Genomic DNA, 25,954 nt, shown 5'->3' with positions numbered 1-25,954 from the left:
ACGACAACAAGGGACCAGCAGCATGCCGCAGACCCACCTGTTCGACCTTCAGGGCAAGATCGCTTTTGTTTCCGGGGCCAGCCGAGGCATTGGCGAAGCGATTGCACACTTGCTGGCGCAGCAAGGTGCACATGTGATCGTCTCCAGCCGCAAGCTCGAGGGCTGCCAACACGTTGCCGATGCCATCATCGCTGGCGGCGGCAAGGCCACAGCAGTGGCGTGCCACATCGGCGAACTGGAGCAAATCCAGCGGGTATTCGCCGGTATACGCGAGCAGTTCGGACGCCTGGACATCCTCGTGAACAATGCCGCGACCAACCCGCAGTTCTGCAATGTGCTGGACACGGATCCGGCGGCATTCCAGAAAACCGTGGATGTGAACATTCGCGGCTATTTCTTCATGTCGGTGGAAGCAGGCAAGCTGATGCGCGAGCACGGCGCCGGCAGCATCATCAACGTGGCCTCGATCAATGGCGTTTCACCTGGCCTGTTCCAGGGCATCTATTCGGTGACCAAGGCGGCGGTTATCAACATGACCAAGGTGTTTGCCAAGGAGTGTGCGCAGTTCGGGATTCGCTGCAATGCCTTGTTGCCGGGCCTGACTGACACCAAGTTTGCATCGGCACTGGTCAAAAACGAAGCCATCCTCAATACAGCGCTACAGCAAATCCCCCTTAAGCGCGTGGCAGACCCGAAGGAAATGGCCGGGGCTGTCCTGTACCTTGCAAGCGACGCCTCCAGCTATACGACCGGGGCGGCGCTCAACGTGGACGGTGGCTACCTGTCCTGATCAGGCTTTGACGGCTGTCAGGGTATAGCTCAGCGGCAGGCGGGCCGGTTGCTCGCGCAGCCGCCACTCCCCGTCCGGGCCCTTGGCCATTTGCCCCGGCAGCGCTTCCCATGGCACGCTTTGGTGTTCTAACAGCGCTGTGAGCTGCAACCCGTTGGCCATCAGCGCGGTGATCAACTCGCCCAGCCCGTGGTTCCACTCATGGGTTTGGGTGTTCGCTAATCGCTGCGAGGTGGCCACATAGGTCTCGTCGCTCTGCCATACAGTTGGCTGCTCGCATTCGAAATAGGGATAGTCGAGCTGCAGGCGGTCCTGATGGCTTTCATTGACCGCCCAGAGCATGGGGTGCCCCTCGCGCAAGAAAAGCCGGCCGCCGGGCTTGAGCAGGGCCGCTACGGTTTGTGCCCACGGCGCAATACGGGGCAGCCAGCACAGGGCGCCGATGCCGGTATAGACCAGATCGAACGTACCTGCTGGCAACACCTGGGCTGCGGCGTACACATCGGCCTGATGGTAGTCGATGGGCGTAGCGCACAGGGTCGCCAGCCGCTTGGCCTGCGCCAGGGAGGCCGCAGAGAAGTCCAGGCCGCACACATCGGCGCCCAGCCGGGCAAGCGAGAGCGTGTCTGTGCCGATGTGACACTGCAGGTGTACCGCTCTCAGCCCCTCGACATTGCCCAGCATCGGCAGGTCGAACTGAACTGTCTGTGACAGGTGCGCAAGGTGTTGGACGTACTGATCGAACTGGTAGTCCTGTGAGGCTGCGTGCAGCGGTGCGCGCTCGTCCCAATTGGCCTGGTTCAGCTGTAATGAAGGGTTCACGTCGACATCCTCGATGGGCGATGCCGCAGTCTAGCGGCCGATGCCACACACCTGGCAGCGTTCTGATGCAAAAAAGTGTAAAGCCCTGGCTCGCACGTTACCCGTCAGAGACAGGTTGCGGCCGCCGCCCGGCGCTGCAACGAGACGCCGTTGTCGTTCTGTGTGTAGTAATCGATACGCGTACCGCCGTCCTGCGGGTAGACATCGACGAACGTCTCGGCCTCGCGGGTATAAACCGTAAAGCCGCCTTGCTTGCGCGGCTCCAGGTAGCCGCTGGCGTCCTGGCCGAATACGCGCTCTTCCTGCCACCCGTACTGGATGCACTGGGCAACGCGTTCAGGCGCCTTGCGCGAGTTCATGTGCGTAGTGGGTTGGCCGCTGCGGGCCGCATCCATGGTCGCAGAAGCACAACCGACCAGCAGCACGGCTGCGGCCAGGGGCAAAATCACACGCATGGTCCATCCTCTAAATCATTAAGAAGGAGGCGACTCTAGCACTGGCATGGACGCGAGTGAATTGTGGTGCGACTTCCGCTGTCTTAGCACAAACACCACGCAACAAGGAAACCGCCATGAAACTGCACTACCTGCTCCTCGCTGCCCTGCCCTGCCTGCCGATGGTCGCCACTGCAGCAACGTCCACCGACGATAGCGTGCAGAATTCGGCCACCCACAACCGTGAACTGAAAGAAGGCGACAAAGCCCCGGATCAATACAAGCGCGACGAAGCGGCCATCAAGGACTGGAAAGCCAAGGGCCTGCCGGCACCGGAAAAAGAAAGCCATTGGGTACGCATGGGCGATCGCTACGTCCTCGTACAAACGACCAATGGCGTGGTTCTGGCCATCCAGCACGTCAAATGACCCATTGCTCGGCGGGTGTCAGGCACCCGCCGAGCAAGCCCCCGCATCGCCTCTCCTCGTTAAACACTGCAATACATCAACACCTCGTACACGCTCAGGTGGCACACTACCGGCTATTGTTCATGTGCCCTGTGTGAAGGAACACCTCTCCCGATGAATCTAGAGCTGACATGGGTGCTGGCCCTGCTTGCCATTGTCGTTGTGCTGTTCATCATCAACCGTCCACGCATGGATGTCGTAGCGCTGCTGGTGATCGTAGCGTTGCCACTGTCGGGCGTGCTGACGATCGACCAAGCGCTGGCAGGTTTCAGCGACCCGAACGTCGTGCTCATCGCTGCCCTGTTCGTCATCGGTGAAGGCTTGGTGCGCACCGGTATCGCTTATCGCATCGGTGAATGGATGAGCGAACGGGCAGGCAACAGCGAGGCGCGCCTACTGGTACTGCTGATGGTCGCGGTGGCCGGCCTGGGTTCGGTCATGAGCTCCACGGGGGTAGTGGCCATCTTTATACCGGTCGTGCTGAGCATTGCTGCGCGCTTGAAGCTCTCTCCCAGCCGCCTGATGATGCCGCTGAGTTTTGCCGGCCTGATCAGTGGCATGCTCAGCCTGGTGGCGACCCCGCCCAACGTGGTGGTGCACAGCGAACTGGTACGCCATGGTGAACAAGGCTTCTCGTTCTTCAGCTTCACGCCCTTCGGGTTGGTGGTCCTGGTACTGGGTGTGGGCTACATGCTTCTGACGCGACACTGGCTCAATGGCGAGGTGCGCAAGGACGGACGTGTCGAGACCCGGCGCACGCTGCTGGACCTGGTTCTGGACTACAAGCTCAATGGTCGCGAGCGTCGCTTGCGCATTCGTCCCCATTCACCGCTGATCGGCCATACCCTAAGCGAGCTGGAGCTGCGTACCCGCCACGGAGCCAACGTCATCGGTATTGAACGTCAGCACAAGTTCACCACGCGCGTTATTGCGCCAGACTCCAACACCGTGCTGCACCAGGGCGATGTGCTGCTGCTGGACCTGTTTGCCAACCGCGACGATCTGCGCAGCCTGTGCCAGACCATGCAACTGGAACCCTTGCACTTCAAGGCCGCCTACTTCATCGACCAGTCCCAGGAGGTAGGCATGGCCGAGGTATCCCTGCCGCCGGGCTCGCAACTGATCGGCAAGAGCATCCTGGAGCTTGGCTTTCGCTCGCGTTACGACCTTAACGTGGTGGGCTTGCGGCGCGACCAGGCGGCCGTGCAAGACCAGTTGGTCGAAGAAAAGCTGCGTCTGGGCGATACCCTGCTGGTGGTCGGGCCGTGGAAGGCCGTACGCCAGCTACAAGGCAAACCGCGCGATTTTCTGGTGTTGAGCTTGCCGGCCGAGGTCGATCTGGTGGCACCTGCTCGCCGGCGCGCGCCCCAGGCGCTGCTGAGCCTGGCGGTGATGGTTGGCTTGATGGTCAGTGGCGCGGTCCCCAATGTCATAGCAGCGCTCATTGGTTGCCTGTTGATGGGCGCAGGCCGCTGCATCGACATGAACAGCGCCTACCGTTCGATCCATTGGCAAAGTCTGATCCTGATCGTGGGCATGTTGCCCTTTGCCCAGGCCTTGCAGAAAACCGGTGGCATAGACCTGGCAGTCGGGGCGCTGGTGAATGTGCTGGGCGACGCCGGGCCCAGCGCCATGCTGGCCTGCCTGTTCGCGGTCACGGCTGTGATCGGGCTGTTTATCTCCAACACGGCGACCGCGGTGCTGATGGCGCCGGTTGCCATCTCGACCGCGGCGCAGCTGGGCATGTCGCCCTACCCCTTTGCGATGACGGTGGCGCTGGCAGCCTCGGCGGCCTTCATGACGCCGGTGTCTTCGCCGGTGAACACGCTGGTGCTGGGCCCAGGGCAATATCGGTTTGCGGACTTCGTGAAGATAGGGGTGCCGTTCACGCTGTTGGTGATGGGGGTCACGGTGGTCATGGTGCCGTGGTTCTTCGGGCTGTGAGGTTGGCGGCACGCGCAAAACCTTCCAGCTGGGCAGATTGACATCAACTAGCCGGAACAACACACTGATGCGCAATTGCCCCAGGTGCGTTCAGCGGTCGTCCTGGATATCGTTTCCGCTTGCCGGTCGAGCCCATGGTTTTTCCAGCCCAATCGCGCTTGTTGCCCTACGCCGCACTGTTCAGCCTGACCTTCGCGCTTACCATTGGCGGCATCCTGGCTCGCCCGATCGAATCCCTGTCCTTGTTCTGGCCAGTCAATGCCGCACTGGCAGGTGTGTTGCTGCGCTATCCCCGCCAGGCAACTGTGTCCGGGTTCGTGCTGATGTGGTTGGCCATGGTTGGCGCCGACCTGCTCTGTGCCAGTGCCTTGGCGCCGGCGCTGTGGTTCAACCTGTGCAACATGGGCGTTGTGGTCACCCTGTGGCAATTGCTTTCGCGCTTGCCGCGCCTGCATCGGCGCATGCGCACGCCCCATGGGGTGCTATGCGTATTCGGCGCCTGCGCGGCTGGGGCCTCAGTGGCTGCGAGCCTGGCCTCGGTGATGGCCGCGCCCTGGTTCGAGCAGTCCCTGCGCAGCACCTGGCTGGCCTGGTTCAGCGAGCAGTTTTCCACCGCGGTGCTGGTATTGCCGGTGATGCTCACCGCACCGGCAGCGCGTACCTTGTTGCAGGGCGGGAGCCAGAAGATTCGCCTCGCCCCGCTGTTGGTCATGCTGGTGTCGCTGGCGTTCAGCATCGCGTTCGGCGGCCCGGGCGCCATCGCGTTTCCGATCGCCGCCCTTTTGTGGTGTGCCTGGACGTACTCGCCCTTTCTGGTTTCGTTGTTGACGCTGACCGCCGGTAGCACGTTGATCGTTGCCGTTGCCCAGAGCCTTATGCACTTCAGCGTGCCGCAGAGCGAGTCGGGTGTGACGGCGCTGATGTCTGCGCGCCTGGGCATCGCGATGTTGGTGTTGGGGCCGCTGGTGGTGGCCTGCGTGACCCAGGCCAATCGCAGCCTGCTTGCCCGTCTGGCACACCAGGCCACCACCGACCACCTTACGGGTACCTTGAGCCGCAGCGCCTTTACCCAGCGTGCAAACGCGCTGCTGGAAAGTCGTCAGCATCAGCAGTTCCTGCCACTGACGCTGATGATGCTGGATATCGATCACTTCAAGTCCATCAACGATGCCCACGGGCACGCCGTTGGCGACCAGGTGCTGCGCCAGTTCGCCGATGCGTTGCAGGAACAGTTGCACAGCAACGAAGTATTCGCGCGCATGGGTGGCGAGGAGTTCGTGATCATCGTGCCAGGGCTTGCACCGGACAGGGCGCAATTTACGGCCGAGCGCCTGCGCCGTGCCGTTCAGGACCTTCAGGTGGAGCAAGCCGGGCAGCGTTTGCAGATCACGGTCAGTATCGGTCTGGCAGGCTGCGACGAAGGCATGCCGACTCCTGATCTGACCGCATTGCTGGCCAGTGCCGACAAGGCGCTGTACCTGGCCAAAGCGAAGGGACGCAATCGCGTGGAGCAAGCTGAGCCGCAGCGTCGGGCCATTTAAGCCTATTGCTGTGCGCTCATTGAAATCAGTAGCTTCACCCGGCAAATCAAGATTATCGCCGGCACGTCAAGCCGGCCGCTCAGGCGATTTGAGCAAGGACCTGTGCGACGGCCCCGCTCGATCAGGCAGTCCAAAAGCCAGACAAAATGTTGCTCAATTTCTGCTCAATTTAACGGAGCCCGCCGGGCGCTTGGGTTGCAGCACGTTATCCACAGACCTACCCACTTTTTCTGTGGACAGATTTCCCAGCCTGGAGAACGACTTATCCCACTTCGACCCTTGAATGAATGAGCCGTGCACAGCGGGGGCTATGAAGACACCAGGCTTGAAGAATGACAGTTGAGCAGCGCTGGGCTGTGGCACAAATCAAAAGCCCGCCTGGGCAATGGAACCCGGCGGGCTGGAAGGAGGGAAACGCTCATGCGATCAACTAGGAGGAATGGTTCCCAGCAGCCCGATCATGATGGTCAACAGCAGGAAACCACCCAGGAACAGCGCCAGCTTGCTCATTGAAACCTCGACAGTGTGATACGGAATGACGTCATTTTCCGTTTTTCACTGATACGGTTACAGATTCAGGTTTGTAGAAAAAAAGCAGATCAGATGAAGGGTAGACACCCTTCGTACCCGTCCATCCCGCCGCTGGTTCGCTTACGTTCATATAAGTTGCTGGAGCTTGCCGGCAGGCAACCATCCCAGCTCCCCATCCCCGTGACGACGACACCACAGCCAGCCGTTGAGCAGATGCAACTGCTGCACCAATTGACCCGGGTCCACATCCAGCTCATGGGCGCAATAGTGATCCAACGCCCTACCCTGATTGAAATCCAGGCGTTCAATAAGCTGCTCCGGTACCCAACCCGGCTCTTGGCCCGTGCAACTGCACAAGTACCAGTCCCGCATGCCCGGCTCACTCTCGTAACGCGGGCCCACTTCCAGCAGCGTGCCTTGAGCGAAACGAAGGGGGCGTCGGTAAGCACTGCGATGTCGCTCGATCACGATGAAATGCACAGGCCTCTCCTTGGCCGGAAACCTCCGAGCCTAGCAGAAGCTGTGGAAGTTGCTGCTTTGCGGCCTCTTTGTGGGAATATTTGGCGCGTAATGTAGGAGATTTCCTCAGGCTTCATTTCCGCTGTATGAAAGATCAGTTTATGGGATGGATCTGAGCTGTTACGGTCAGCCTTTCCTACAACAGCAAGGACGCTTTTCGTTAAGAGAACTATATGGACGACTACAATGAGTCGGCGTTGCGACTTCAAAAAACCTTGTTGAACCTGCGCCGCGAGCGGGACAAGCTCAGCAGTGAAGGCAAGCACGAAGAAGCGAGCGCACTGGCGGGATCGATAGCGCGAATCGAAACCACACTGGCACAACTACCGGGTGCGTTTAAGCCTGAGACGCTGCAATAGCCCCTGGCCCCGGCCTCCAACAGGGTCGGGGCTGCCCGTGGTTCCTGAAGCTCACAGCAAGAGGCCGGCACTCGCCTGCTTCAACCGAACCTGGGTTAAAGAATACTTCGAAGACCTGCGGTCGATCTGATCAACATTTGATTGATCCAGATCAATGCGAAATAAATTGTTACCTAAACAGCACTGCGCGGTAACGAAATAAATAGGCTCGCTGCTTGCTGAAAGTCACTCAACTGAGCGATCGGATGGCGGACTGCGCCGTTCGTAGACTGCTTATGTTTATTCTTAAAGTTTATTGCCCAAGGTGCCGATAGCTGTTTCAACGAGAGGGCTGCAGCCTTATTACCACGGTCACCCTGCTGGACTTGCTTAGCCTAGCAAGCATTGCTACACCAAGGAGCTACACATGTATTTTCGGAACTTGAAAATTGGCACACGCGCGGCGGTCATCTTCACGCTGGTCGCCCTTCTCGTACTGATCCTGGGACTGGCATCGTTGTACCGCATGCACACGATGGACAAGGCCACTGACGAAGTGCGCACCGAATGGTTACCGTCAATCATGCTGCTGGACGAGGTCAGCATGAACCTGGGCCGCGCCCGAGCACTGACCTTGCGCAGCGTTTTGGAAGAAAGCCCCAGCGCCAGGGCCGCGACACTGGACAAGATCGCGGACATCTCCAAGCACTACCAGGAACAAATCGAAACGTACAAGGCAACAGCGACAGAGGAACGAGACCGGGCCCTGTACGACGCATTTCTGGTCAGAAGCGCGACCTACCATACGTTGCAGGACGCAATTCTTGACGCCGTACGCAGAAACGACATTGCAGAAGCGACTCGCCTGGTCAATGGTGAATTGGCCAATTATGCCGACGCGATGATGAAGTCGCTGATCGAGCTGACCCAGTACAATTCCAACGGCGCAACCAACGCCTCCCAGGTCAGTACTGACGCCTATGAGCAGTCCTTCTCGATTATCACGGCGACGATCGTCGGCATCATCGTACTGATGATCGCGCTGGCCATCATGCTGACCCGCAGCATTGTGCGGCCTTTGAGCGAAGCGGTGGCCGTCGCCGAGCGGGTGGCCTCGGGTGAGCTCAATCAGGTCATCAAGGTGACGGGTAGCGACGAGCCCGCGCTGTTGTTGCACGCCTTGTCCAGAATGAAAGACAGCCTGCGCGAGACGATTGCCGGCATCGCTGCCGCCTCCGACCAGCTCGCCTCGGCGTCCGAAGAGCTGTTCACGGTGACCGAAGACACCAGCCGCGGCCTGCATCAGCAAAGCGCCGAAATCGACCAGGCGGCCACGGCGGTGAACCAGATGACCGCAGCGGTGGAGGAAGTGGCCAGCAATGCCGTCAACACCGCCGATGCCTCCAAAGGTGCAGACCAGACCACCCGTGAGGGTCAGCAACGGGTCAACGATGCGCTGCAGTCCATTGGTCAGCTCGTTGGCGATGTCACGACCACTTCGCAGGAAATCGAACAGCTGGCCACCAGCGCCAACGAAATCAGCCGGGTACTGGATGTCATCGGCTCGATCGCAGGCCAGACCAACCTGCTTGCGCTCAACGCTGCCATCGAGGCTGCGCGCGCCGGTGAAGCCGGCCGTGGGTTTGCCGTGGTCGCCGATGAAGTCAGGGCGCTGGCGCACCGAACTCAACAATCGACCGCCGAGATCGAAGGCATGATCACAGGCATCCAGTCGGGCACCGAGTCTGCAGTCGGAGCCATGCACGCAAGCAAAGGGCGCGCCTCAGGCACTTTGGAAATCGCCCAATCCGCAGGTCAGGCACTGAACACGATTGCCGAGGCCATTTCGTCCATCAACCAACGCAACCTGGTGATCGCCAGCGCCTCCGAAGAGCAGGCCCAGGTGGCCCGCGAAGTGGATCGAAACCTGGTGAACATCCGGGACCTGGCGATGCAGACCTCGGCCGGCGCGAACCAGACCAGCGCCGCCGCCCAGGAATTGTCACGCCTGGCGGTGGACCTGAACGCAATGGTCGCCAAGTTCAAGGTCTAGGGCTTGATGACAGAGGGGATGCGGCCTGCCAGGAAAGCTTGCACCGTGCCCCTGGGGCAGGGATTCGCGCGATTGTGTGACGCAAATACCGCTGCCCCGGAGCAAGGCCGTCGTGAGTTTCTGTAAAAAAAGCGACGATTTGTGCCTTTTGGGCTGCTCACCGGGGCTGCATCGCATATCCTTGCACCACGCAATCAACCTTGAAGCAGTGAATTGAACGATGAGCTTTGAACAACTGGCAGCGCTACGGGATCGCCTGCGGGCTGAAAAAGAGCAGCAACAGGCAAGCGCCCCAGCGCCGGCCAAGCGCAAGCCGCCCCAGAAGACCAAGCCGCGCGAACTGGACCCGGCAGTGGCCGCCATCTGGCCCCTGCAGAAGCACTTCCCGTTGGCCTTCCCCGTCAACCCTGCGCCCAAGGTGCCGCTCAAGGAGGGCATCTTCAAAGATGCCGAGCAACACCTGGAGCTGCTGGGCATCACCCGTGAGCAACTGAAGCTGGGCATTTCCACCTGGTGCCGGGGCAACCGCTACTGGACCAGCATGGTGGAAAACGCCCCGCGCCTGGACCTTAACGGCCAGCCGGCGGGCGTGGTGACTGCCGCCCAGGCGATCCATGCCAAGCGTCAGGCAGCCCAACAGCGTAACCAGGAACGCCGCAAGCGGGCCCAGGCCAAGGCACAGACCGCAGCGCCTGCAGAACAGGGCGAGGCTGCAGTCGAGCCGGCAGTGGAACAGGCCGCGGAGTAAAGGCCTGGTCTGAGCAGCGCCCACCGCCCGTTCGCCGAGCGCGCGGGTGGTGGGCGCTGCGGGCTAGCACATGGTCTCAGAGTCTCCAATCCAGGCTGACCATCATCGTGCGTGGCTCACCGTGGTACACGCCGTTGTAGAAGCCGACGTTGTTGTAGTAATGCTCGTCGAACAGGTTCTTGACGTTGACCGAAGCGCTCAAGTGCTCATCGATCTGATAGCGCGCCATCAGCCCAACCACCGAAAACGCCTTCTGGCCGATCTCATCCTTGGCCGTGATGATTCGATCACCGTCGCGCCCCACTGGTCGGTTGGCCAGCCTGAAATTGTCGCTCTGCCAGTCCAGGCTTGCCCCCACGGTCAATGCTGGGGTTAGGGCATAGGTGCTGGACAAGCGCACCAAGTTCAAGGGTTGCTCGGTGTTCTTTCGCTTTTTCTCGGCCGTGGCTGCATGCGTATAGCTGTAGCCCAGGCTCATCTGCCACCCGGTCATCACCTCGCCTGCAACTTCAGCTTCGAAGCCTTCGACAACTACGCCCTTGCCACCGCTTTTGTAGAACACCTCGTTGCCATTGGGCGGCACAGAGTCGTCCTGTTCCGCCACGTTATCCTGCTTGCTGCGAAACACTGCCGTGCTCAGGTTCAGGCGTTCAGCGAACAGGCTGCCCTTGAGGCCCACCTCATAGACCTTGCCTACGATAGGCTCAAGGTACTGCTTGTTGACGTCTCTGACGGTCTGCGGGTTGAAGATATCGGTATAGCTGACATAGGCGGTGAACTGATCGGTCAGATCGAAGAGTACGCCGGCATAGGGCGTCCACTGGTCATTCTGGACCTGCTTGGTAGTGGACTGATCGGCGACTTCCAGGGCATCACCGTAATCCCACTCCCGCTGCTGCGTCTGCCAACTGCCGTAGCGGCTGCCAATCACGATATGCAGGCGATCCGTAGGGTTCAGGCGTGTTGCAATGTAGCCGGCCTTCTGACGAATGCTGGAGCGCGAGCTGTCGAGCCCGGTTTCGAGGTCGTAGAACGTAGGGGTGGTCCCCATGTACTTCCAATCCGCAATATTTTCGTAACCGTCGGGTACCGGTAGACCAAGGCGATAGGGTTCACTGTCGCGTCGTCGCGACTCGCCGTAACCGATCATGAAATCATGGCTGCGGCCCAACAATTGGAAAGGGCCGGCGAGGTTGAAGTCCAGCGCGTCCATCTGCTCGGAGCCCCCGAAGTGCGAGTACCAGGCTTTCATGCCACTACGGTCGGCCTCAGGAAAACCATTGCCCCCATAGTAGACTTTCCCGTCGCTGTCGCTTTGCCGGTGGGTGTACGCCACTTTCATGACCCAGTCGTTGCCCAGGTACTGATCGAGGGTAGCGAACACCGTCTGGTCTTTGAGTGGCCAGGAAGACCAGGGGGCACTCAGGTTGGTGGAACGGGGCAAGTTGGCTTTGCTGCCGTCGGCGTTCCAGAACGGCACCGTGCCCCATGATGACCCTTGCACATGCTTGTTCTGATAGTCATACCCCACCGCCAGCACGGTGCTTGGGGTCAGGTCAGCTTCGAGCACGCCGTAGGCCACTTCTCGCTGGGTGGCGTACTTGTCCATGAACGACTTGTTGTCGCGGTACGCCAGCACGGTGCGTCCGCGCAGACGGCCGTCCCAGCCCAGCGGGCCACCGACGTCCAGGTAGCTGTAATAATTGTCGAAACTGCCCCCGCTCACGCCACTCTTTACTGCCAACGCGTGCGTCGGGCGCTTGCGAACCATTGCAATGGTCCCCGAGGGATCGCCGGCGCCTGTGGTCAGGCCGGTGGCCCCACGCACGACCTCGATTCGATCGTAGATGATGGTGTCCGAGTCGGACTTGAGCCCCGAGAAGGTGTTGAGCATGCCATCGATCTGGAAATTGTTGATTGCGTAACCACGCGAGTAGTAGCCCGGTCGCTCCGAATCATTGCGTTGTACCGTGACCCCCGTGACGTGAGCCATGGCCTCGGACAGGCTGTTGAGCTGGAAGTCGTCCAGTTGCTGGCGGGATATGACCGAGACCGACTGGGGTGTCTCCTTGATCGAGAGGTTCAGCCGGGTGGCTGCGCTCATGCTACCGGTGGTGTAGGAGCCACTGTGTTCGGTGACACTGCCAAGGCCAGTGGCAATCACATCGGTTGCGCCCAGCTCGAGCACGGCGTCGTCTCGTCTTGCCTGGGTATCGGCCAGGGATGGAGGGCAGATCAAGCAAGCGTACAGGCCAAGGGTGACTGTGGTGGGGTGGGACATGAACGGGGGCATTGCGGGCTGACTCCTTGCGCGTAAAAATCCGTGCGCGCAAATCTACATCATAATCATCCTCATATGATAATTAATCTCATAAGACCTCCCTCACGTCGCACCTGAGCGCAGCTGTACGCCTGGTCGCTTATAGCCGGCCAGGTGCACGCCTGAGCTCATCGTTCTGCGCACTCGCTTGGTCGTGCGCTACAGCCTCTAGAACAGCTTGACCGTATAGCTGAGCACCACGCGGTTCTCGTCGATATCGGTTCGGTAATTGGAGCGAGCCATCACATTGCGCACGCGCACGCCGAGCCCTTCCAGCGGCCCACTTTGCACCACATAGGCCAGGTCCAGGTCTCGCTCGCGGTCGCGCCCTTCAAAGCCCAGCCCGGTTTTGACATCCCGGCCTTGTACGTAGCGCAATGTCGAGGTCAGCCCGGGGATCCCCCATGCCGCGAAGTTGTAGTCATGCCGCACCTGCCAGGAACGCTCCCCTGGCGCCGAGAACTCGTAGGTCGGCAGGGTATTACCCATTGGGTTGGTGTTGGCGCCCACCTGGATGAAACCGTCCTCACCGCCAATTTGCTGGTAGCCCACGTAAAACGTATGCCCGCCCGTTCTTGCCGAGAACAGGCTGAACAGCGCATGGTTGTCATAGTTGCCGGCAAGCTTGCGCCCATCCTCGCGCGCCTGGAAATAGCCGGTATTCACACCCAAGGTCCAGTTACCCAGGGGTTCGGCGTGCTTGAGGCTGTAGAACCGTTGCTGATAGATGTCCTGCAGTTGCGCCTGCCAGACCCCCACGCTGGTGCGGTTGTCGTTGAAGGCATAGTCGGCGCCCAGGTAATTGAAGCGGTCACTGGTAAAGCGGGCCAATCGTGCGGGGTTGATGGGGTCGTTGACCAGCGCATACATTTTCTGACTGTTGGACGAATCGCGCAGGCTGGTGGAGCGAAATTGGCCGGCACTGAGCGTCAGCCCCGCAAACTCATGCGACTCCAGCATTGCGCCCTGGTAGGTCGGCGGCAGCAGGCGCAGGTCGCTGAACAGCAACACAGGCAGATTGGGCATCAATTCGCCCACCTTCAACTCAGTCTGGGAAACCTTGAACTTGAGCGCCGCGCCCACGCGGCTGTACTGGTCGGCGGACGTGCCGCTGTCAAGACTTGGCATTAGGCCTGAGCGTGCGTGTTCAGGGCTGCTGTCGAGTTTGAAACCCAACAGGCCGATCACATCGACACCGGCACCTAGGACGCCCTGGCTATAACCTGAACTGGCGTTGAGGATGAAGCCTTGCGCCCACTCTTGAGTGCGCGATTGGGTGCTCGCCCCCTTGATATCGGCGTAGTCTCGGCTGAAGAAATAATTGCGAGCCTGGAGTGTCGCACGGGCGCCTTCGATAAAACCGACCTCTTCAGCCGGTGCCTCGGTACACAGCGCGGCTGCGATGCAGCCGCCGGCCAGGCGTGCTTTCGGGAAAAAACGCGGTGCAGTGCAAACGTGCATGGGGCGATTCCTGAATGTCGGGCAACAGCAATCCACCGGCCAGACGAACGCCCGCCGACGTGCAGATTGCATCGAGAATGGGTGTGGGCAGGCCGGCACCCGCCCGCCTGCCCTATCGGGCGTGAAGCGCTGGACCGCTAGCGGTTGACCAGCTTCGCTGGCAGGGCGATGACCAGGAAGCAACTCAGGAGCAGGCAGCCAGCGAACACCCACAGCGCCGCGTGGGAAGTGCCGGTCCAGTCGGTGACCAGGCCCATCAGCGAGTTGCTGACCAGCCCGGCGATGTTGGCCACCGAACAGGCCAGAGCAAACCCGGTGGCGGCCGCGGTCCCTTTGAGGAAAGTCGCCGGCAGGCTGAAGAACACCGGCACCGCACCAATGATCGCAGCCGAGGCGACTGCGAACAGGAATACGGTCATGACCAGGTTCTGGCTGAACAATGTACTGCTGGCCATGGCGATGGCGCCGACGATGAAGGGCACGATAATGTGCCAACGACGCTCACGGTGACGGTCGGAGCTCGCGCCGATCATCAGCATGCCGGCCAATGCGGCCAGGCTCGGGATGGCAGTGAGCAGGCCGATGTGGAACGTGTCGCTCACCCCTGCATCGCGGATGAAGGTCGGCATCCAGAAGCCCATTGCGTAGGCGCTGAGCAGGATCGAGAAATCGATACCGCCAAGCATCCACACCTTGAGGTTGAAGAACCCGTCACGGAAACTGTGCTTGCTGTCCTTGCCCTCTGCATCGTCCGCGGCAAGGTCTGCTGCCAGCTGAGCCTTGTCTTCGCTGGACAACCACTTGGCCTGCTGGAAGTGATTGGGCAAGGCCCAGAAGGTCAGAATGCCGAGCAGCACGCTGGGGATGGCCTCCAGCAAAAACAGCCACTGCCAGCCATGCAGGCCATGCACCTGATCGAAATGCCCCATGATCCAGCCCGAGATCGGTCCACCAATCACGCTCGACAGCGGCAGCCCGATCATGAACAGGGCAATGATGCGCCCACGCCGGTACGTGGGGTACCACATGGTCAGGTAGAACAGCACCCCTGGCAAAAAGCCTGCTTCGGCAGCCCCGAGCAGGAACCGCAGGATATAGAACTGGGTGGTGGTGCTGACGAACATGGTGCACGCCGACAACAGCCCCCAGGTGATCATGATGCGGGCGATCCACAGCTTGGCGCCGACGCGCTGCAGGATCAGGTTGCTGGGGACCTCGAAAATGATGTAGCCGACGAAGAACAGCCCGGCACCCAGGCCATAGGCGGCAGTGCTGAACTGCAGATCCTCGAGCATCTGCAGTTTGGCGAAGCCGACGTTGATACGGTCCAGGTAGGCGGCAAGGTAGCAAAAGCACAGGAAGGGAATGAGCCTCCAGGTGATCTTGCTGTACAGCGCTTTGGTGCCCTGATCGATGTCGCTGTGGGCCGTGGTTGCATTCGCAATTGGCATTTCCTGTCTCCTGGCGGGCGACTTTGTGGTTGTTTTTAAGGCCAGCAGTTTTCGACGCACCAGTACCGTCGCGCGCTACACGCAACGTGCCCAGGCCACGCCTGAAAAAACCCCGAGTGCTCCTGCGGGGCGACCACCCGGACAGCAGGCGATCATGAACGTGCTTCCGGCACCGTTCCTCGATTGTTATTGGGTAGGCCCCCTGCCGGTGTCAGCCGGTCGATTGCCTCAATTGCGCCATCGCTTCCTGGCGGGAAACCACATCGCCGTACTTACTGTCGATGTCGAACAGGTTGGCGTGGTGCGGGTCATCATGGCGATCACCCACACATTCGCGCACCACGATGGTTCGAAAGCCATGCTGCATCGCATCGACCGCGCTGGCGCGGATGCAACCGCTGGTGGAGCAGCCGGCCAAGACCACGGTATCCACCCCTTGGGCGTGCAGCAGCGGCGCCAGGCTGGTGCCGAAGAAAGCGCTGGCGTACTGCTTGCTCAGCACCAACTCCTCCGGCTGTGGGGCAACGGCCTCGCAGAACGCAGCCAAGGGGTTGCCCTCGACCATGTCCTTCATCACCGGCGCCTTGCGCACCCAGACACCGCCATCGACAAAATGCGGAGGCTGGTAGCGGATGTTGGTATGCACCACCAGAATGCCGCAATCGCGGGCTAGCGCCAGCAGGTCTGCGGCCTGCTCCACTGCCGCGACGACGCCTGGGGCGTACAGCGCAGCCCCCGGCGTGGTGTAGCCCTGCATGAAGTCGATCATCAGAAGCGCCGGTGCGCGACCAAAGCCGATACGCTGCCCCCATACACCCTGATAGTTGTCCCGAGCACTTTGTGCCTCGCTCATGTCCACCTCCCGATTTCAATAAGCGCCCGACAGCAAGGCACCGGCACCTGGCACCACCGCTTCCAGGTCCAGCGCCTTGAGCATGGCGTAGGTGGTGGCGATGGCAGCGGTGACCACAGGCTTGCCGGTCTGTGCCTCGACCTTGGCCACGGCCGGCAACGACTGCATCTGCACGCAGGCCGACAAGACCACCACATCCACCCCTTCAAGGTTCATGCCGGCTACGATGCCTGGCAGGTTGGCGGGGTCGTGACGGGCTACGGCCAGGTTGTCGGGAATCTCCAGGGCGCGCCAGTCCTGCACCTCAAAGCCTTCTTCGCGGATGTAGTTCACCACGAGCTCGGTCAGCGGCTTCATGTACGGGGCGACGATGGCGATGCGCTTGGCCTTCATCACATGCAAGGCTTCGACTAGCGCTCCGGCACTGGTGATGACCGGCGCCAGTGCGTCGTTGTCGGCAGTCGCCTGCCTGAGGCGCTGTTCGGATTGCCGGTGATAGCCAAGGCCCATGGCCATGATTGCCACCAGGCAGGCGTAGCCCAGTACATCGACCTTGGCATCGGACAGCTCCAGCGCACAGCGGTCGGACTCGGCATCCATGGCCGCCAGCTCTTCCTTTCTCACCTGCTTCATGCGCATGCGGCTGGAATGAAAGGTAAAGCGCTCCGGGCGGATGGCTTGGCGCGCGTTGAGCATCGCCGGTATCTCGGTTTCCATGGTGGTGTTGGAACTCGGCACGATCTGGCCGATGCGGTATAGCGTGGTCATGTCTGGTGCTCCTTCAGGCAACGGATCGGTCGAGGAAAAGGCCGAATGCGGCAAAGAAACCATCGAGATCGTCCCACGGGATCATGTGGCCAGCGTTGGCAACCTGTACGACCTGAATGTCTGACTTGAGCTCACGGATTTCATCGATGTCGCACGGCTCGATCACCCCGCCGCGCCCAGCCACCATCAACAACGCCGGTTGGCGTACGGCGGGCAGATACTGATGGATGTCCACCTCGTGAAAGTCGTCGAAGGCCCGCACGATCGCAGGCTCGTAGCAGGTGTGCAGCCACTCGGCCCTGAGCGCCAGCTGCTCGTCGCTCCAGGTGGCGCAATAGGTGCGCATGTCCTCGCCACTCATACCCAGGCTGGCCTGGCGAATGGAGTCGACATACCAGGGCAGCTTGCTTGGGTAAGCGCGGCGCCCTGGCCCGGATACCGGTGGGTCGACCAACACCAGCTTCTGCAGGCCTGGCGCGCCGTTGGCAGCGGCACGAATCGCAAACCGTGCGCCCATCGAGTGGCCGATCAGGTGATAACTGTCCAGGCCCAGCGCGGCGGCAAAGGCGGGAATGTCGCTGGCACAGGCATCGGTGCCATAGTCCAGATCAGGGCCACTTGATGACAAACCGCGCCCGCGTACATCCAGTACGTAGGTATCGAAGTGCTGGCCGAGGCGCTCGGCGACGAACCCCCAGGTAATCGCCGGGCTGGTGATCCCCGGCACCACGATCAGCGCATGCCCCTTGCCGCCATAGCGCAGGTAATGCTGACGGATGCCATTGGCGCTTACATGACCGCCGTTGAGGAAGGTAGTCATGCGGCCTCCCCGCTCTTGAGCGGCTGGCCATAGAGGTCATAGCCGTATACCCAGGCCGGATCCTCCTGCGTATAGAGCCAAGTGTTGGCGTTGGACACCGACTGCACCTGCGAGGCTCGCTCTTTACGGTTGGCCTCGTACAGGGCAAAGGCGGTGCGGTGGTCCGACAAACCGGTCTCCTGCAAGCAGCGGGTCAACATGGCCGCATCCTCGATGGCCATGCAGGCGCCTTGGGCCATGTGCGGTTTCATCGGGTGACAGGCGTCGCCGAGCATCACCAGACGCCCACGGCTCCAGAGCGGCAGCGGGTTGCGGTTGCGCAGCGGCCACTTGGTGATCGATTCGGTAGCATCGATCAGCTTCTGGACGGTGGGGTGATAGCCCTCGAAGGCAGCGCGCATTTCTTCCTGGCTGCTGTCCACGTAGGCGCCCTGGAAGTCCCACGCTTCGTGGGGCACACCGGTCACGAAGTAGTATTCGTCGCGCTTGGCCGTGGTGTAGTAGACCATCATGTGCCGGTCTTCGGACCACCACTTGACGCAAGGCTCGAATGCGTCGGCATGCTGCGCCAAGTTGACCCCACGAATCAACGCCCGGTGCGCCACCCAGCCGCTGTAGTTCGGCGCTTCGGCACCGAGCAATTCTTCGCGGATCTTGGAGTGGATGCCGTCGGCTCCGATGACGATGTCCGCGACCGTGTGGGTGCCATCGGCGAAGTCCAGACGCACCTGATCACCCGCGTCGATGATCTTTTCCAGGCGCTTGCCGAAGTGCACGGTGCCGGGCTTGATGGCGTCGATCTGCAGCGCATGCAAGTCCCCCCGGTGGATGGTGATGTAGGCCGCCCCGTATTCGCGGCGAGCATGCTCACCCAGTGGGATACGCGACAGGTAATCGCCGCTCTGACCATCGCGGCTGAACCAGAAGTCCGGGTGCGAGCCCATCAGCTCCAGCTTCTGTTCCAGCCCCATCCGCCGAAAGATCTTCATGACGTTGGGGCCGATGTGGATACCGGCACCCAGGCGGGTGAACGCCGGGGCCTGTTCGTACACCTCCACATCGAAGCCGGCCTGCTGCAGCAACGTTGCCGCTGCCGCCCCACCTAAACCCGCGCCGACGATTGCGATTTTTTGGCTTCCCCGCATGGAGAGTCTCCTGTTGTTCTGATGTGTGGCAAGCGGCATGGCCGCGAGTCATTTACAGCGTATACACTTTAAATGGCTCTTAGGAATAGGCTCATGAAAATATTTTCAAACAAGCGATCGAAACTCAAAAAGATCATAATGTTACCGATTAATGGGGGATTGGGTTGAATGGTAACGTTCTAAAGATCACTTGCGTCAATCCAATGAATGCGTTTTCATCGAGCCAGTTATGGTGTACACACTATTGTTTTGCACCATGACAAAGCGTCGAGCACTGCGATGGTGCACCGCTTTATTCCGCCAGAGACTGCCTAGGAGAAACCACGATGCCGGTGAGCAATGCACAATTGACCCAGATGTTCGAGCACGTACTGAAGCTGTCCCGAGTGGACGACACCCAGAGCGTTGCCGTCCTCAAGAGCCATTACTCCGATCCGCGCACGGTCAATGCCGCGATGGAAGCGGCGCAGCGACTAGGGGCGAAGGTCTACGCCGTGGAATTGCCGGCATTCAATCACCCCACCGCCATGGGCCGTGACATGACCGCCTACTGCGGCGATACGGCACTCACCGGCAACCTGGCGGCACAGCGCGCGCTGGAGGCCGCCGACCTGATCGTCGACACGATGATGCTTCTGCACTCCCCCGAGCAGGAGCAGATTCTCAAGACTGGCACCCGCATTCTGCTGGCAGTGGAACCCGCCGAAGTGCTGGCGCGCATGCTGCCCAACGAGGACGACAAGCGCCGGGTACTGGCTGCCGAAACCCTGCTCAAGCAGGCGCGCAGCATGCATGTGCGATCCAGGGCCGGCAGCGACTTCCATGCACCGCTCGGCCAGTACCCGGCAGTCACCGAGTACGGCTACGCCGACGAGCCAGGGCGTTGGGATCACTGGCCCAGCGGGTTCCTGTTCACCTGGCCGAACGAGGACAGCGCCGAGGGCACGCTGGTCCTGGATGTAGGCGACATCATCCTGCCGTTCAAGAACTATTGCCGTGAGCGCATCACGCTCGAGATTGAAAAGGGCTTTATCACCGGCATTCATGGCGGCTTCGAGGCCGAGTACCTGCGCGACTACCTCAAGTACTTCAACGACCCGGAGGTCTACGGCATCTCGCACATCGGCTGGGGCTTGCAGCCGCGCGCCCAGTGGACTGCCATGGGCCTGCACGACCGCAACGACGGGATGTGCATGGATGCCCGCGCGTTCTACGGCAACTTCCTGTTCTCCACGGGCCCGAACACCGAAGTGGGCGGCAAGCGCAAGACCCCTTGCCACCTGGACATCCCGCTGCGCAATTGCGATATCTACCTGGACGATCAGGCGGTGGTCATGGCCGGGGACGTGGTCGCGCCCCAGCAATCACTGGCGCGATAACAGTTATACTGGCCGGGCGCTCCGCTATTGGCGGCCGGCCAGCTCCTTTCCACCAGCCCAAGCCCTCCCATGCCGAACAAGACTTCCCCCAGCAGCCCCCTCCACGACACCGCCCCTTACGACGTTACCGAACAGGTGGGCCACTTACTGCGCAAGGCTTACCAGCGGCACACGGCGATCTTCCAACAGCAGGCGTGCGACCCACAGTTGACCTCCATTCAATTCGTCACCCTGTGCGCCCTGCGCGACCATGGCCCCAGCTCTCAGGCCGAGTTGATCAAGGCCACGGCCGTGGACCAGGCGACCATTCGCGGCATCGTCGAGCGCCTGAAAGCCCGTGAACTGGTACAGCTCTCGCCAGACCCGGGAGACCGGCGCAAGGTGATCGTCACGCTCACCGGCAGCGGTGCGGCATTGCTCGATGCGATGATCCCTTGCGCCCGGCAGATCAGTGAACTGAGCATGGGCAGCCTCAATGCCGCTGAGCGCGTGGCCATCTTGTACCTGCTGCGCAAAATGATCGACAGCGACGACGGCGCGGCCTGAGCAGCATCACGGCTGGACAGCCTCCTCGTCTTACGCCCTGCCTGAGCCACCGATTCGGTGAGCTCATTGCCCCTGCCCTGCTCATCCGTATCCCTGGCCTGCTTCTTGCTCACTCATTTCATGTAGTGAGTACTTACCGAAATGCACGCCACCTGTGGGTGCTTCGGTAGCGCAAGTCACCTCCAGAGATGAGCCCATCATGCAAACAACCCTCTGCGTGCAGGTCAACGGCCAGTCGTTCGACGTCGACGCCCCGCCTGAAACGCCCTTGCTGCTGACCCTGCGCAACGACCTGTGCCTGAACGGCCCCAAGTACGGCTGCGGCCTGGGTGAATGCGGCGCGTGTACGGTGATCATCGACGGCGTGGCCGCTCGCTCCTGCATCATCCCCCTGGCCGGGGCCGTCGGCCGCGAGATCACTACCCTCGAAGGGCTGGGCTGCAAGCGTGCGCCGCACCCTGTGCAGCAGGCGTTCATCGACGAGCAGGCAGCCCAATGCGGCTACTGCATGAACGGCATGATCATGACCGCCACGGCCCTGCTCGATCGAATCCCCCAGCCCAGCGATGAGCAGATTCGCAACGAACTGTCCGGCAACCTGTGCCGCTGCGGCACCCACGTCGAAATCCTGCGCGCCGTGCGCCGCGCCGCCGACACCCGGAGGAAAGCATGAACCACTCGCAACAGGTGCCCAGCCGTGACCAACTGCTGGCCAAGACCGGCGTGCTGCTGATCGTCGATCAGATCACCCCGCCTTCCGGCCCGGTGGCCAAGGGTGTAACGCCCGTGACCCGGGAGCGCGAACTGGCGCTGTTCATCGCCGTCTGCGACGACGGCAGGGTCTATGCCTTCAATGGCCACGTCGACCTGGGTACCGGTATCCGCACCTCGCTGGCGCAGATCGTCGCCGAAGAGTTGAACCTGCGCATGGACCAGGTGCACATGGTGCTGGGCGATACCGAGCGGGCGCCCAATCAAGGCGCGACCATCGCCAGCGCCACCCTGCAGATTTCAGCCGTGCCCTTGCGCAAGGCTGCGGCGACTGCACGCCGTCATTTGCTGCAACGGGCGGCGCTGCGCCTTGGGTGCGAGCCCGCGTCGCTGCGTATCGAAGAAGGCACGGTAATCACCAACGACGGCACCACGCTGGGCTACGCCGAACTGGTAGCGGGTGAAAACCAACAGTTGCACATTGCCGAGGATGCGCCGCTCAAACCCATCGAAGACTACACGTTGGTCGGGCGCAGCACCGCCCGTGTGGACATTCCCGGCAAGGCCACCGGTGAACTGACCTACGTTCACGACATGCGCCTGCCCGACATGCTGCACGGGCGAGTGATCCGTCCGCCCTATGCTGGCCACGACAGCGGCGACTTCGTGGGCAACAGCCTGCTGGCCGTCGATGAATCATCCATTGCCCACGTACCGGGCGTCGTGGCGGTGGTCGTGATCCGCGATTTCGTCGGCGTGGTTGCCGAGCGCGAGGAGCAGGCCATCCGGGCTGCTCAGGACCTGAAAATCAGCTGGAAGCCCTTTACCGGCAAGCTACCCGACCTGAGCGATGTAGCCCAGGCGATCCGCAACAACCCAAGGGTTCAACGCACGGTGCTGGACCAAGGCGATGTCGATGCCGGCCTTGCCAATGCCAGCCAGCGCCTGAGCCGTACCTATTTATGGCCGTATCAGCTGCATGCTTCGATTGGCCCATCGTGCGCGCTGGCCGACTACACGCCTGGGCAGATCCGCGTGTGGTCCGGCACCCAGAACCCACACCTGCTGCGCGCTGATCTGGCCTGGCTGCTGGCCTGCGGCGAGGAGCGCATCGAAATCATCCGCATGGAGGCTGCCGGTTGCTATGGCCGCAACTGCGCCGACGACGTCTGCGCCGACGCCGTGCTGCTGTCGCGCGCCGTGCAACGCCCTGTGCGGGTACAGCTGACCCGCGAGCAGGAACACGCCTGGGAACCCAAGGGCACAGCCCAACTGATGGAGATCGACGGCGGCCTGAACGCCGATGGCAGCGTGGCTGCCTATGACTTCCAGACCAGCTACCCGTCCAACGGCGCGCCTACCTTGGCCCTGCTGCTCACCGGGGCGGTGGAACCCGTACCGGCCCTGTTCGAAATGGGCGACCGCACGTCGATTCCACCCTATGACTACGAGCACATGCGCGTGACCATCAACGACATGACGCCGCTGGTGCGCGCTTCGTGGATGCGCGGCGTATCGGCCATGCCCAACAGCTTTGCCCACGAGTCCTATATCGATGAGCTGGCGTTCGCAGCGGGTGTCGATCCGGTGGAATACCGCCTCAAGCACTTGTCCGACCCACGTGCCATCGACCTGGTCAAGGCTACCGCCGCGCGCGCCGACTGGCAGCCGCATACCCAGCCCATGCAAAGCCAGGGCGAAGGTGACGTGCTGCGCGGGCGCGGCTTTGCCTACGCGCGCTACATCCACAGCAAATTCCCAGGCTTTGGCGCCGCGTGGGCGGCCTGGGTGGCCGACGTAGCCGTTGACCGGCGCACCGGTGAAGTCGCCGTCACCCGCGTGGTGATCGGGCATGACGCCGGGATGATGGTCAACCCCGAGGGCGTGCGCCACCAGATCCACGGCAATGTCATCCAGTCCACCAGCCGGGTGCTCAAGGAGCAAGTCAGTTTCGAAGAGTCGACCGTGGCCAGCAAGGAATGGGGTGGCTACCCGATCCTGACCTTCCCCGAGCTGCCTGCCATCGACGTGATGATGTTGCCGCGTCAGCACGAAGCACCGATGGGCAGCGGCGAATCGGCTTCGGTACCCAGTGCCGCTGCCATTGCCAACGCCATCTTCGACGCCACCGGGATCCGCTTTCGCGAGCTGCCGATCACCGCCGAACGGGTGCGCGCCGCCCTGGGTGGCGATGGCCAGGGGCCTGGGCCATCGACTCAGACGCAGCCTGCAAGTAAACGTTCAAAGTGGTGGTTCGGCGGCTTGGCCGGGGTGTTGGGCGCAGCCCTGGGCATGCTTGCCACTGCCCTGCCCTGGCGCAGTGAAATCGCACCGGTTACCCCGCCCGGCGCTGGCAGCTGGAGCGCCGCGATGCTCGAACGCGGGCGCCAGGTGGCTGCGGCCGGCGATTGCGCCGTGTGCCATACGGTCAGCGGTGGCAAGGTCAATGCCGGCGGTCTGGCCATGCAGACGCCCTTCGGCACGCTCCACACCACCAACATCACGCCCGATCCGGAAACCGGCATTGGCCGCTGGTCATTCGCCGCCTTCGAACGGGCCATGCGTGAAGGCATCAGCCGTGATGGCCGTCACCTGTATCCCGCGTTTCCCTACACCTCGTTCCGCACCATCAACGATGCCGACATGCAGGCACTGTATGCCTATCTGATGTCGCAGCCTCCGGTACGCCAGCAAGCGCCCACCAACCAGATGCGCTTTCCGTTCAACCAGCGACCGTTGATGGCTGGCTGGAACGCCCTGTTTCTGCAGCGCGGGGAATACCAGCCAGACCCGCAACGCAGCGCTCAGTGGAACCGCGGCGCCTACCTTGTCGACGGCCTCGGCCACTGCACGGCCTGCCATTCACCGCGCAACCTGATGGGCGCCGAGAAAGCTGGCAGCAGCTACCTGGCCGGAGGGATGGTCGATGGCTGGGAAGCACCGGCCCTCAATGCGCTGGGCAAATCAACCACCCCGTGGACTGAAGAGGAGTTGTTCAACTACCTAAGTACTGGGTTTTCTGAAAAGCACGGGGTGGCGGCAGGCCCCATGGGCCCGGTGGTCAGCGAGCTGGCGACGCTGCCCAAAAGCGACGTGCGTGCCATCGCCCACTACCTCCGCTCACTCGATGGCGAGCCTCAGTCGCAGGCGGCCAAGGCCCCGCAGCCGGCTGAAACCCACGTGTCATTGAGCAATGGCGAACGCGTGTTCAAAGGCGCCTGCATGGCCTGCCACAGCGATGGACAGGGGCCGAAACTGTTCGGCGTCAGCCCGTCGATGGCGGTGAACAGCAACGTTCACAGCGAGCTGCCAGACAATCTGCTACGGGTAATACTGCACGGCATCCCCACCCCAGCTACCCGCGACCTGGGCTACATGCCGGGCTTCAAGGACAGCTTGTCGGACCGCCAGATAGCCGATCTTGCGGCATACCTGCGCCAGCGCTTTGCAGGTGACAAGCCCGCCTGGCCAGGGCTCGCCGCCAAGGTCGCGCAGGTGCGCGCCAACCCAGGCAGCCATTGAAGTCACAGGCGCAGGCCGCGCAGGACAAGGTCGCTGATGAAGGCCAACCAGTCGGCCTTGGCCTTGGGGTCAGCCAGGTCCACGGCCAGGAACGAACTGAGCGTATGGCGGTTGGAGTTGTAGAAATAGCAGAGCGAAGCAATCATCAGGTAGGCGTGGGTAATGTCGATGTCGTCACGAAACAGGCCCTTCGCCTGGCCCGCGTCGATGATCGGCCGCAGCACGCCAACCGCCTCGCCCGACAAGGCCTTGAGGTTCTGCGACTTGCGCGCATGCTCGCCTTGGTGAAGGTTCTCAGTGGCCAGTAGGGTGACGAATTCGGGGTGTTGCACGTAGTAATCCCAAATGAATGCCACCAGTGTGCGCACCGCCTGTTCAGGGTCGTCCAGGTCCAGTTGCAGCCCGGCTTCGGCCTGATTGAAGCTGGCATAGATGTGCTCCAGCACACTGATGAACAGCTTTTCCTTGTTGCCGAAGTAGTAATAGATCATTCGGTCGTTGGATTTGGCCAGGGTGGAAATCTGCTCGACGCGCCCACCAGCGAAGCCTTCCCGGCTGAAGACCTGTACGGCCGCCTTGAGGATGTTGTCTCGGGTGCGGTCGGCCTGTTGGGCACGGATACCGGTTTTGCGCGTTGGCATGGGGGGCCCTGTGGGGGTGGCGAGGGGAACCACACTGCCACATTAGGGGGGTGTTGCGTAGTTTTTCGGCGAGGGGATCGGTGCGAGCGAGGGAGGTGTTACTCAAATGCTGCGATTGGCAAACGGCGGACACTAGCAAGGCGTGGTCAA

The 25,954-nt window shown here is 61.6% G+C and carries 21 protein-coding genes and 2 pseudogenes; 12 read left to right on the top strand and 11 right to left on the bottom strand.

From position 1 onward, the window contains the following. The first annotated feature begins 22 nt into the window (after window positions 1-22). A complete protein-coding gene (locus tag B2J77_RS08440) occupies window positions 23-790 on the top strand; it encodes an SDR family oxidoreductase (RefSeq protein WP_058637886.1) in 768 nt (255 codons plus the stop codon). On the opposite strand, the gene B2J77_RS08435 is transcribed toward B2J77_RS08440, so the two are convergent. Beyond that, on the bottom strand, window positions 791-1,612 hold the full coding sequence (locus B2J77_RS08435; RefSeq protein WP_058637887.1) for a class I SAM-dependent methyltransferase: 822 nt from the start codon (window positions 1,610-1,612) through the stop codon (window positions 791-793). It abuts the gene before it with no gap. A 104-nt stretch (window positions 1,613-1,716) separates the two neighbouring features. Further along, window positions 1,717-2,067, bottom strand: coding sequence for a hypothetical protein (locus tag B2J77_RS08430; protein ID WP_058637888.1), 351 nt, complete (start codon window positions 2,065-2,067; stop codon window positions 1,717-1,719). A gap of 116 nt (window positions 2,068-2,183) precedes the next feature. Here B2J77_RS08430 and B2J77_RS08425 point away from each other — a divergent pair, with 116 nt between their 5' ends. The 3 genes from B2J77_RS08425 (at window position 2,184) to B2J77_RS08415 (ending at window position 5,998) form a co-directional block, all read left to right on the top strand. Next, a complete protein-coding gene (locus B2J77_RS08425; RefSeq protein WP_058603420.1) occupies window positions 2,184-2,474 on the top strand; it encodes an RcnB family protein in 291 nt (96 codons plus the stop codon). 153 nt (window positions 2,475-2,627) lie between these two features. Next, the gene (locus B2J77_RS08420; RefSeq protein WP_078478377.1) at window positions 2,628-4,457 is read left to right on the top strand and encodes an SLC13 family permease; all 1,830 of its coding nucleotides are present in this window, start codon (window positions 2,628-2,630) and stop codon (window positions 4,455-4,457) included. Window positions 4,458-4,576: 119 nt separating this feature from the next. Then, on the top strand, window positions 4,577-5,998 hold the full coding sequence (locus B2J77_RS08415; protein WP_078478376.1) for a GGDEF domain-containing protein: 1,422 nt from the start codon (window positions 4,577-4,579) through the stop codon (window positions 5,996-5,998). 657 nt (window positions 5,999-6,655) lie between these two features. Here the strand turns inward: B2J77_RS08415 and B2J77_RS08410 are convergent. Then, window positions 6,656-7,009 carry an SH3 domain-containing protein gene (locus tag B2J77_RS08410; RefSeq protein ID WP_058637891.1) on the bottom strand — a complete coding sequence of 118 codons (354 nt, stop codon included), beginning with the start codon at window positions 7,007-7,009 and terminating at the stop codon, window positions 6,656-6,658. 212 nt (window positions 7,010-7,221) lie between these two features. On the opposite strand from B2J77_RS08410, the gene B2J77_RS08405 reads away from it, so the two are divergent. The 4 genes and pseudogenes from B2J77_RS08405 to B2J77_RS08395 all read left to right on the top strand — a co-directional run bounded on the left by B2J77_RS08405 (window position 7,222) and on the right by B2J77_RS08395 (window position 10,187). Continuing rightward, window positions 7,222-7,407 carry a hypothetical protein gene (locus tag B2J77_RS08405; protein ID WP_078478375.1) on the top strand — a complete coding sequence of 62 codons (186 nt, stop codon included), beginning with the start codon at window positions 7,222-7,224 and terminating at the stop codon, window positions 7,405-7,407. Window positions 7,408-7,813: 406 nt separating this feature from the next. Further along, window positions 7,814-8,347: pseudogene (locus B2J77_RS21875) on the top strand (MCP four helix bundle domain-containing protein); the annotation flags it as partial. A 90-nt stretch (window positions 8,348-8,437) separates the two neighbouring features. Continuing rightward, window positions 8,438-9,439: pseudogene (locus tag B2J77_RS21870) on the top strand (methyl-accepting chemotaxis protein); the annotation flags it as partial. Between the two features lie 220 nt (window positions 9,440-9,659). Then, complete coding sequence (locus B2J77_RS08395; protein WP_078478373.1) at window positions 9,660-10,187, top strand: ProQ/FinO family protein; 528 nt, start codon at window positions 9,660-9,662, stop codon at window positions 10,185-10,187. 76 nt (window positions 10,188-10,263) lie between these two features. Here the strand turns inward: B2J77_RS08395 and B2J77_RS08390 are convergent, their stop codons facing one another. From B2J77_RS08390 to nicC, 7 genes are all read right to left on the bottom strand, one after another. Beyond that, window positions 10,264-12,480, bottom strand: a complete 2,217-nt coding sequence (locus B2J77_RS08390) for a TonB-dependent siderophore receptor (RefSeq protein ID WP_058637894.1) — start codon at window positions 12,478-12,480, stop codon at window positions 10,264-10,266. A gap of 195 nt (window positions 12,481-12,675) precedes the next feature. Further along, window positions 12,676-13,968 (bottom strand): OprD family porin, encoded by a 1,293-nt coding sequence (locus B2J77_RS08385; protein WP_078478372.1) that lies wholly within the window; start codon window positions 13,966-13,968, stop codon window positions 12,676-12,678. A gap of 137 nt (window positions 13,969-14,105) precedes the next feature. Then, complete coding sequence (locus tag B2J77_RS08380; protein ID WP_078478371.1) at window positions 14,106-15,419, bottom strand: MFS transporter; 1,314 nt, start codon at window positions 15,417-15,419, stop codon at window positions 14,106-14,108. Between the two features lie 211 nt (window positions 15,420-15,630). Continuing rightward, window positions 15,631-16,272: an N-carbamoylsarcosine amidohydrolase gene (locus tag B2J77_RS08375; protein ID WP_058603430.1), complete on the bottom strand. Its 642-nt coding sequence runs from the start codon at window positions 16,270-16,272 to the stop codon at window positions 15,631-15,633. Window positions 16,273-16,287: 15 nt separating this feature from the next. After that, entirely contained in the window at window positions 16,288-17,040 is a 753-nt protein-coding gene (locus B2J77_RS08370; RefSeq protein ID WP_058603431.1) for an Asp/Glu racemase, read from the bottom strand. Window positions 17,041-17,053: 13 nt separating this feature from the next. Then, window positions 17,054-17,860, bottom strand: a complete 807-nt coding sequence (gene nicD / locus B2J77_RS08365; RefSeq protein ID WP_078478370.1) for an N-formylmaleamate deformylase — start codon at window positions 17,858-17,860, stop codon at window positions 17,054-17,056. Continuing rightward, window positions 17,857-19,005, bottom strand: coding sequence for a 6-hydroxynicotinate 3-monooxygenase (gene nicC, locus B2J77_RS08360; protein ID WP_058637900.1), 1,149 nt, complete (start codon window positions 19,003-19,005; stop codon window positions 17,857-17,859). The genes nicD and nicC overlap by 4 nt, the downstream gene beginning before the upstream one ends. Before the next feature lie 326 nt (window positions 19,006-19,331). Between nicC and B2J77_RS08355 the strand changes: the two genes are divergently transcribed. The 4 genes from B2J77_RS08355 (at window position 19,332) to B2J77_RS08340 (ending at window position 25,163) form a co-directional block, all read left to right on the top strand. Further along, window positions 19,332-20,384, top strand: coding sequence for a 2,5-dihydroxypyridine 5,6-dioxygenase (locus B2J77_RS08355; RefSeq protein ID WP_058603434.1), 1,053 nt, complete (start codon window positions 19,332-19,334; stop codon window positions 20,382-20,384). 69 nt (window positions 20,385-20,453) lie between these two features. Then, the gene (locus B2J77_RS08350) at window positions 20,454-20,930 is read left to right on the top strand and encodes a MarR family winged helix-turn-helix transcriptional regulator (protein WP_078478369.1); all 477 of its coding nucleotides are present in this window, start codon (window positions 20,454-20,456) and stop codon (window positions 20,928-20,930) included. 199 nt (window positions 20,931-21,129) lie between these two features. Beyond that, window positions 21,130-21,603, top strand: coding sequence for a (2Fe-2S)-binding protein (locus B2J77_RS08345; protein ID WP_078478368.1), 474 nt, complete (start codon window positions 21,130-21,132; stop codon window positions 21,601-21,603). Further along, a complete protein-coding gene (locus tag B2J77_RS08340) occupies window positions 21,600-25,163 on the top strand; it encodes a molybdopterin cofactor-binding domain-containing protein (RefSeq protein WP_078478367.1) in 3,564 nt (1,187 codons plus the stop codon). Before B2J77_RS08345 ends, B2J77_RS08340 begins: the two co-directional genes overlap by 4 nt. Window positions 25,164-25,165: 2 nt before the next feature. Here B2J77_RS08340 and B2J77_RS08335 read toward each other — a convergent pair whose 3' ends face one another. Beyond that, window positions 25,166-25,804, bottom strand: coding sequence for a TetR family transcriptional regulator (locus B2J77_RS08335; RefSeq protein ID WP_078478366.1), 639 nt, complete (start codon window positions 25,802-25,804; stop codon window positions 25,166-25,168). Window positions 25,805-25,954: the final 150 nt, after the last annotated feature.

The organism is Pseudomonas parafulva, assembly GCF_002021815.1.
Classification (GTDB): domain Bacteria; phylum Pseudomonadota; class Gammaproteobacteria; order Pseudomonadales; family Pseudomonadaceae; genus Aquipseudomonas; species Aquipseudomonas parafulva_B.
The sequence above is the reverse complement of the archived record's forward strand: the minus strand, read 5'-3'. Positions and strand labels throughout refer to the sequence as shown.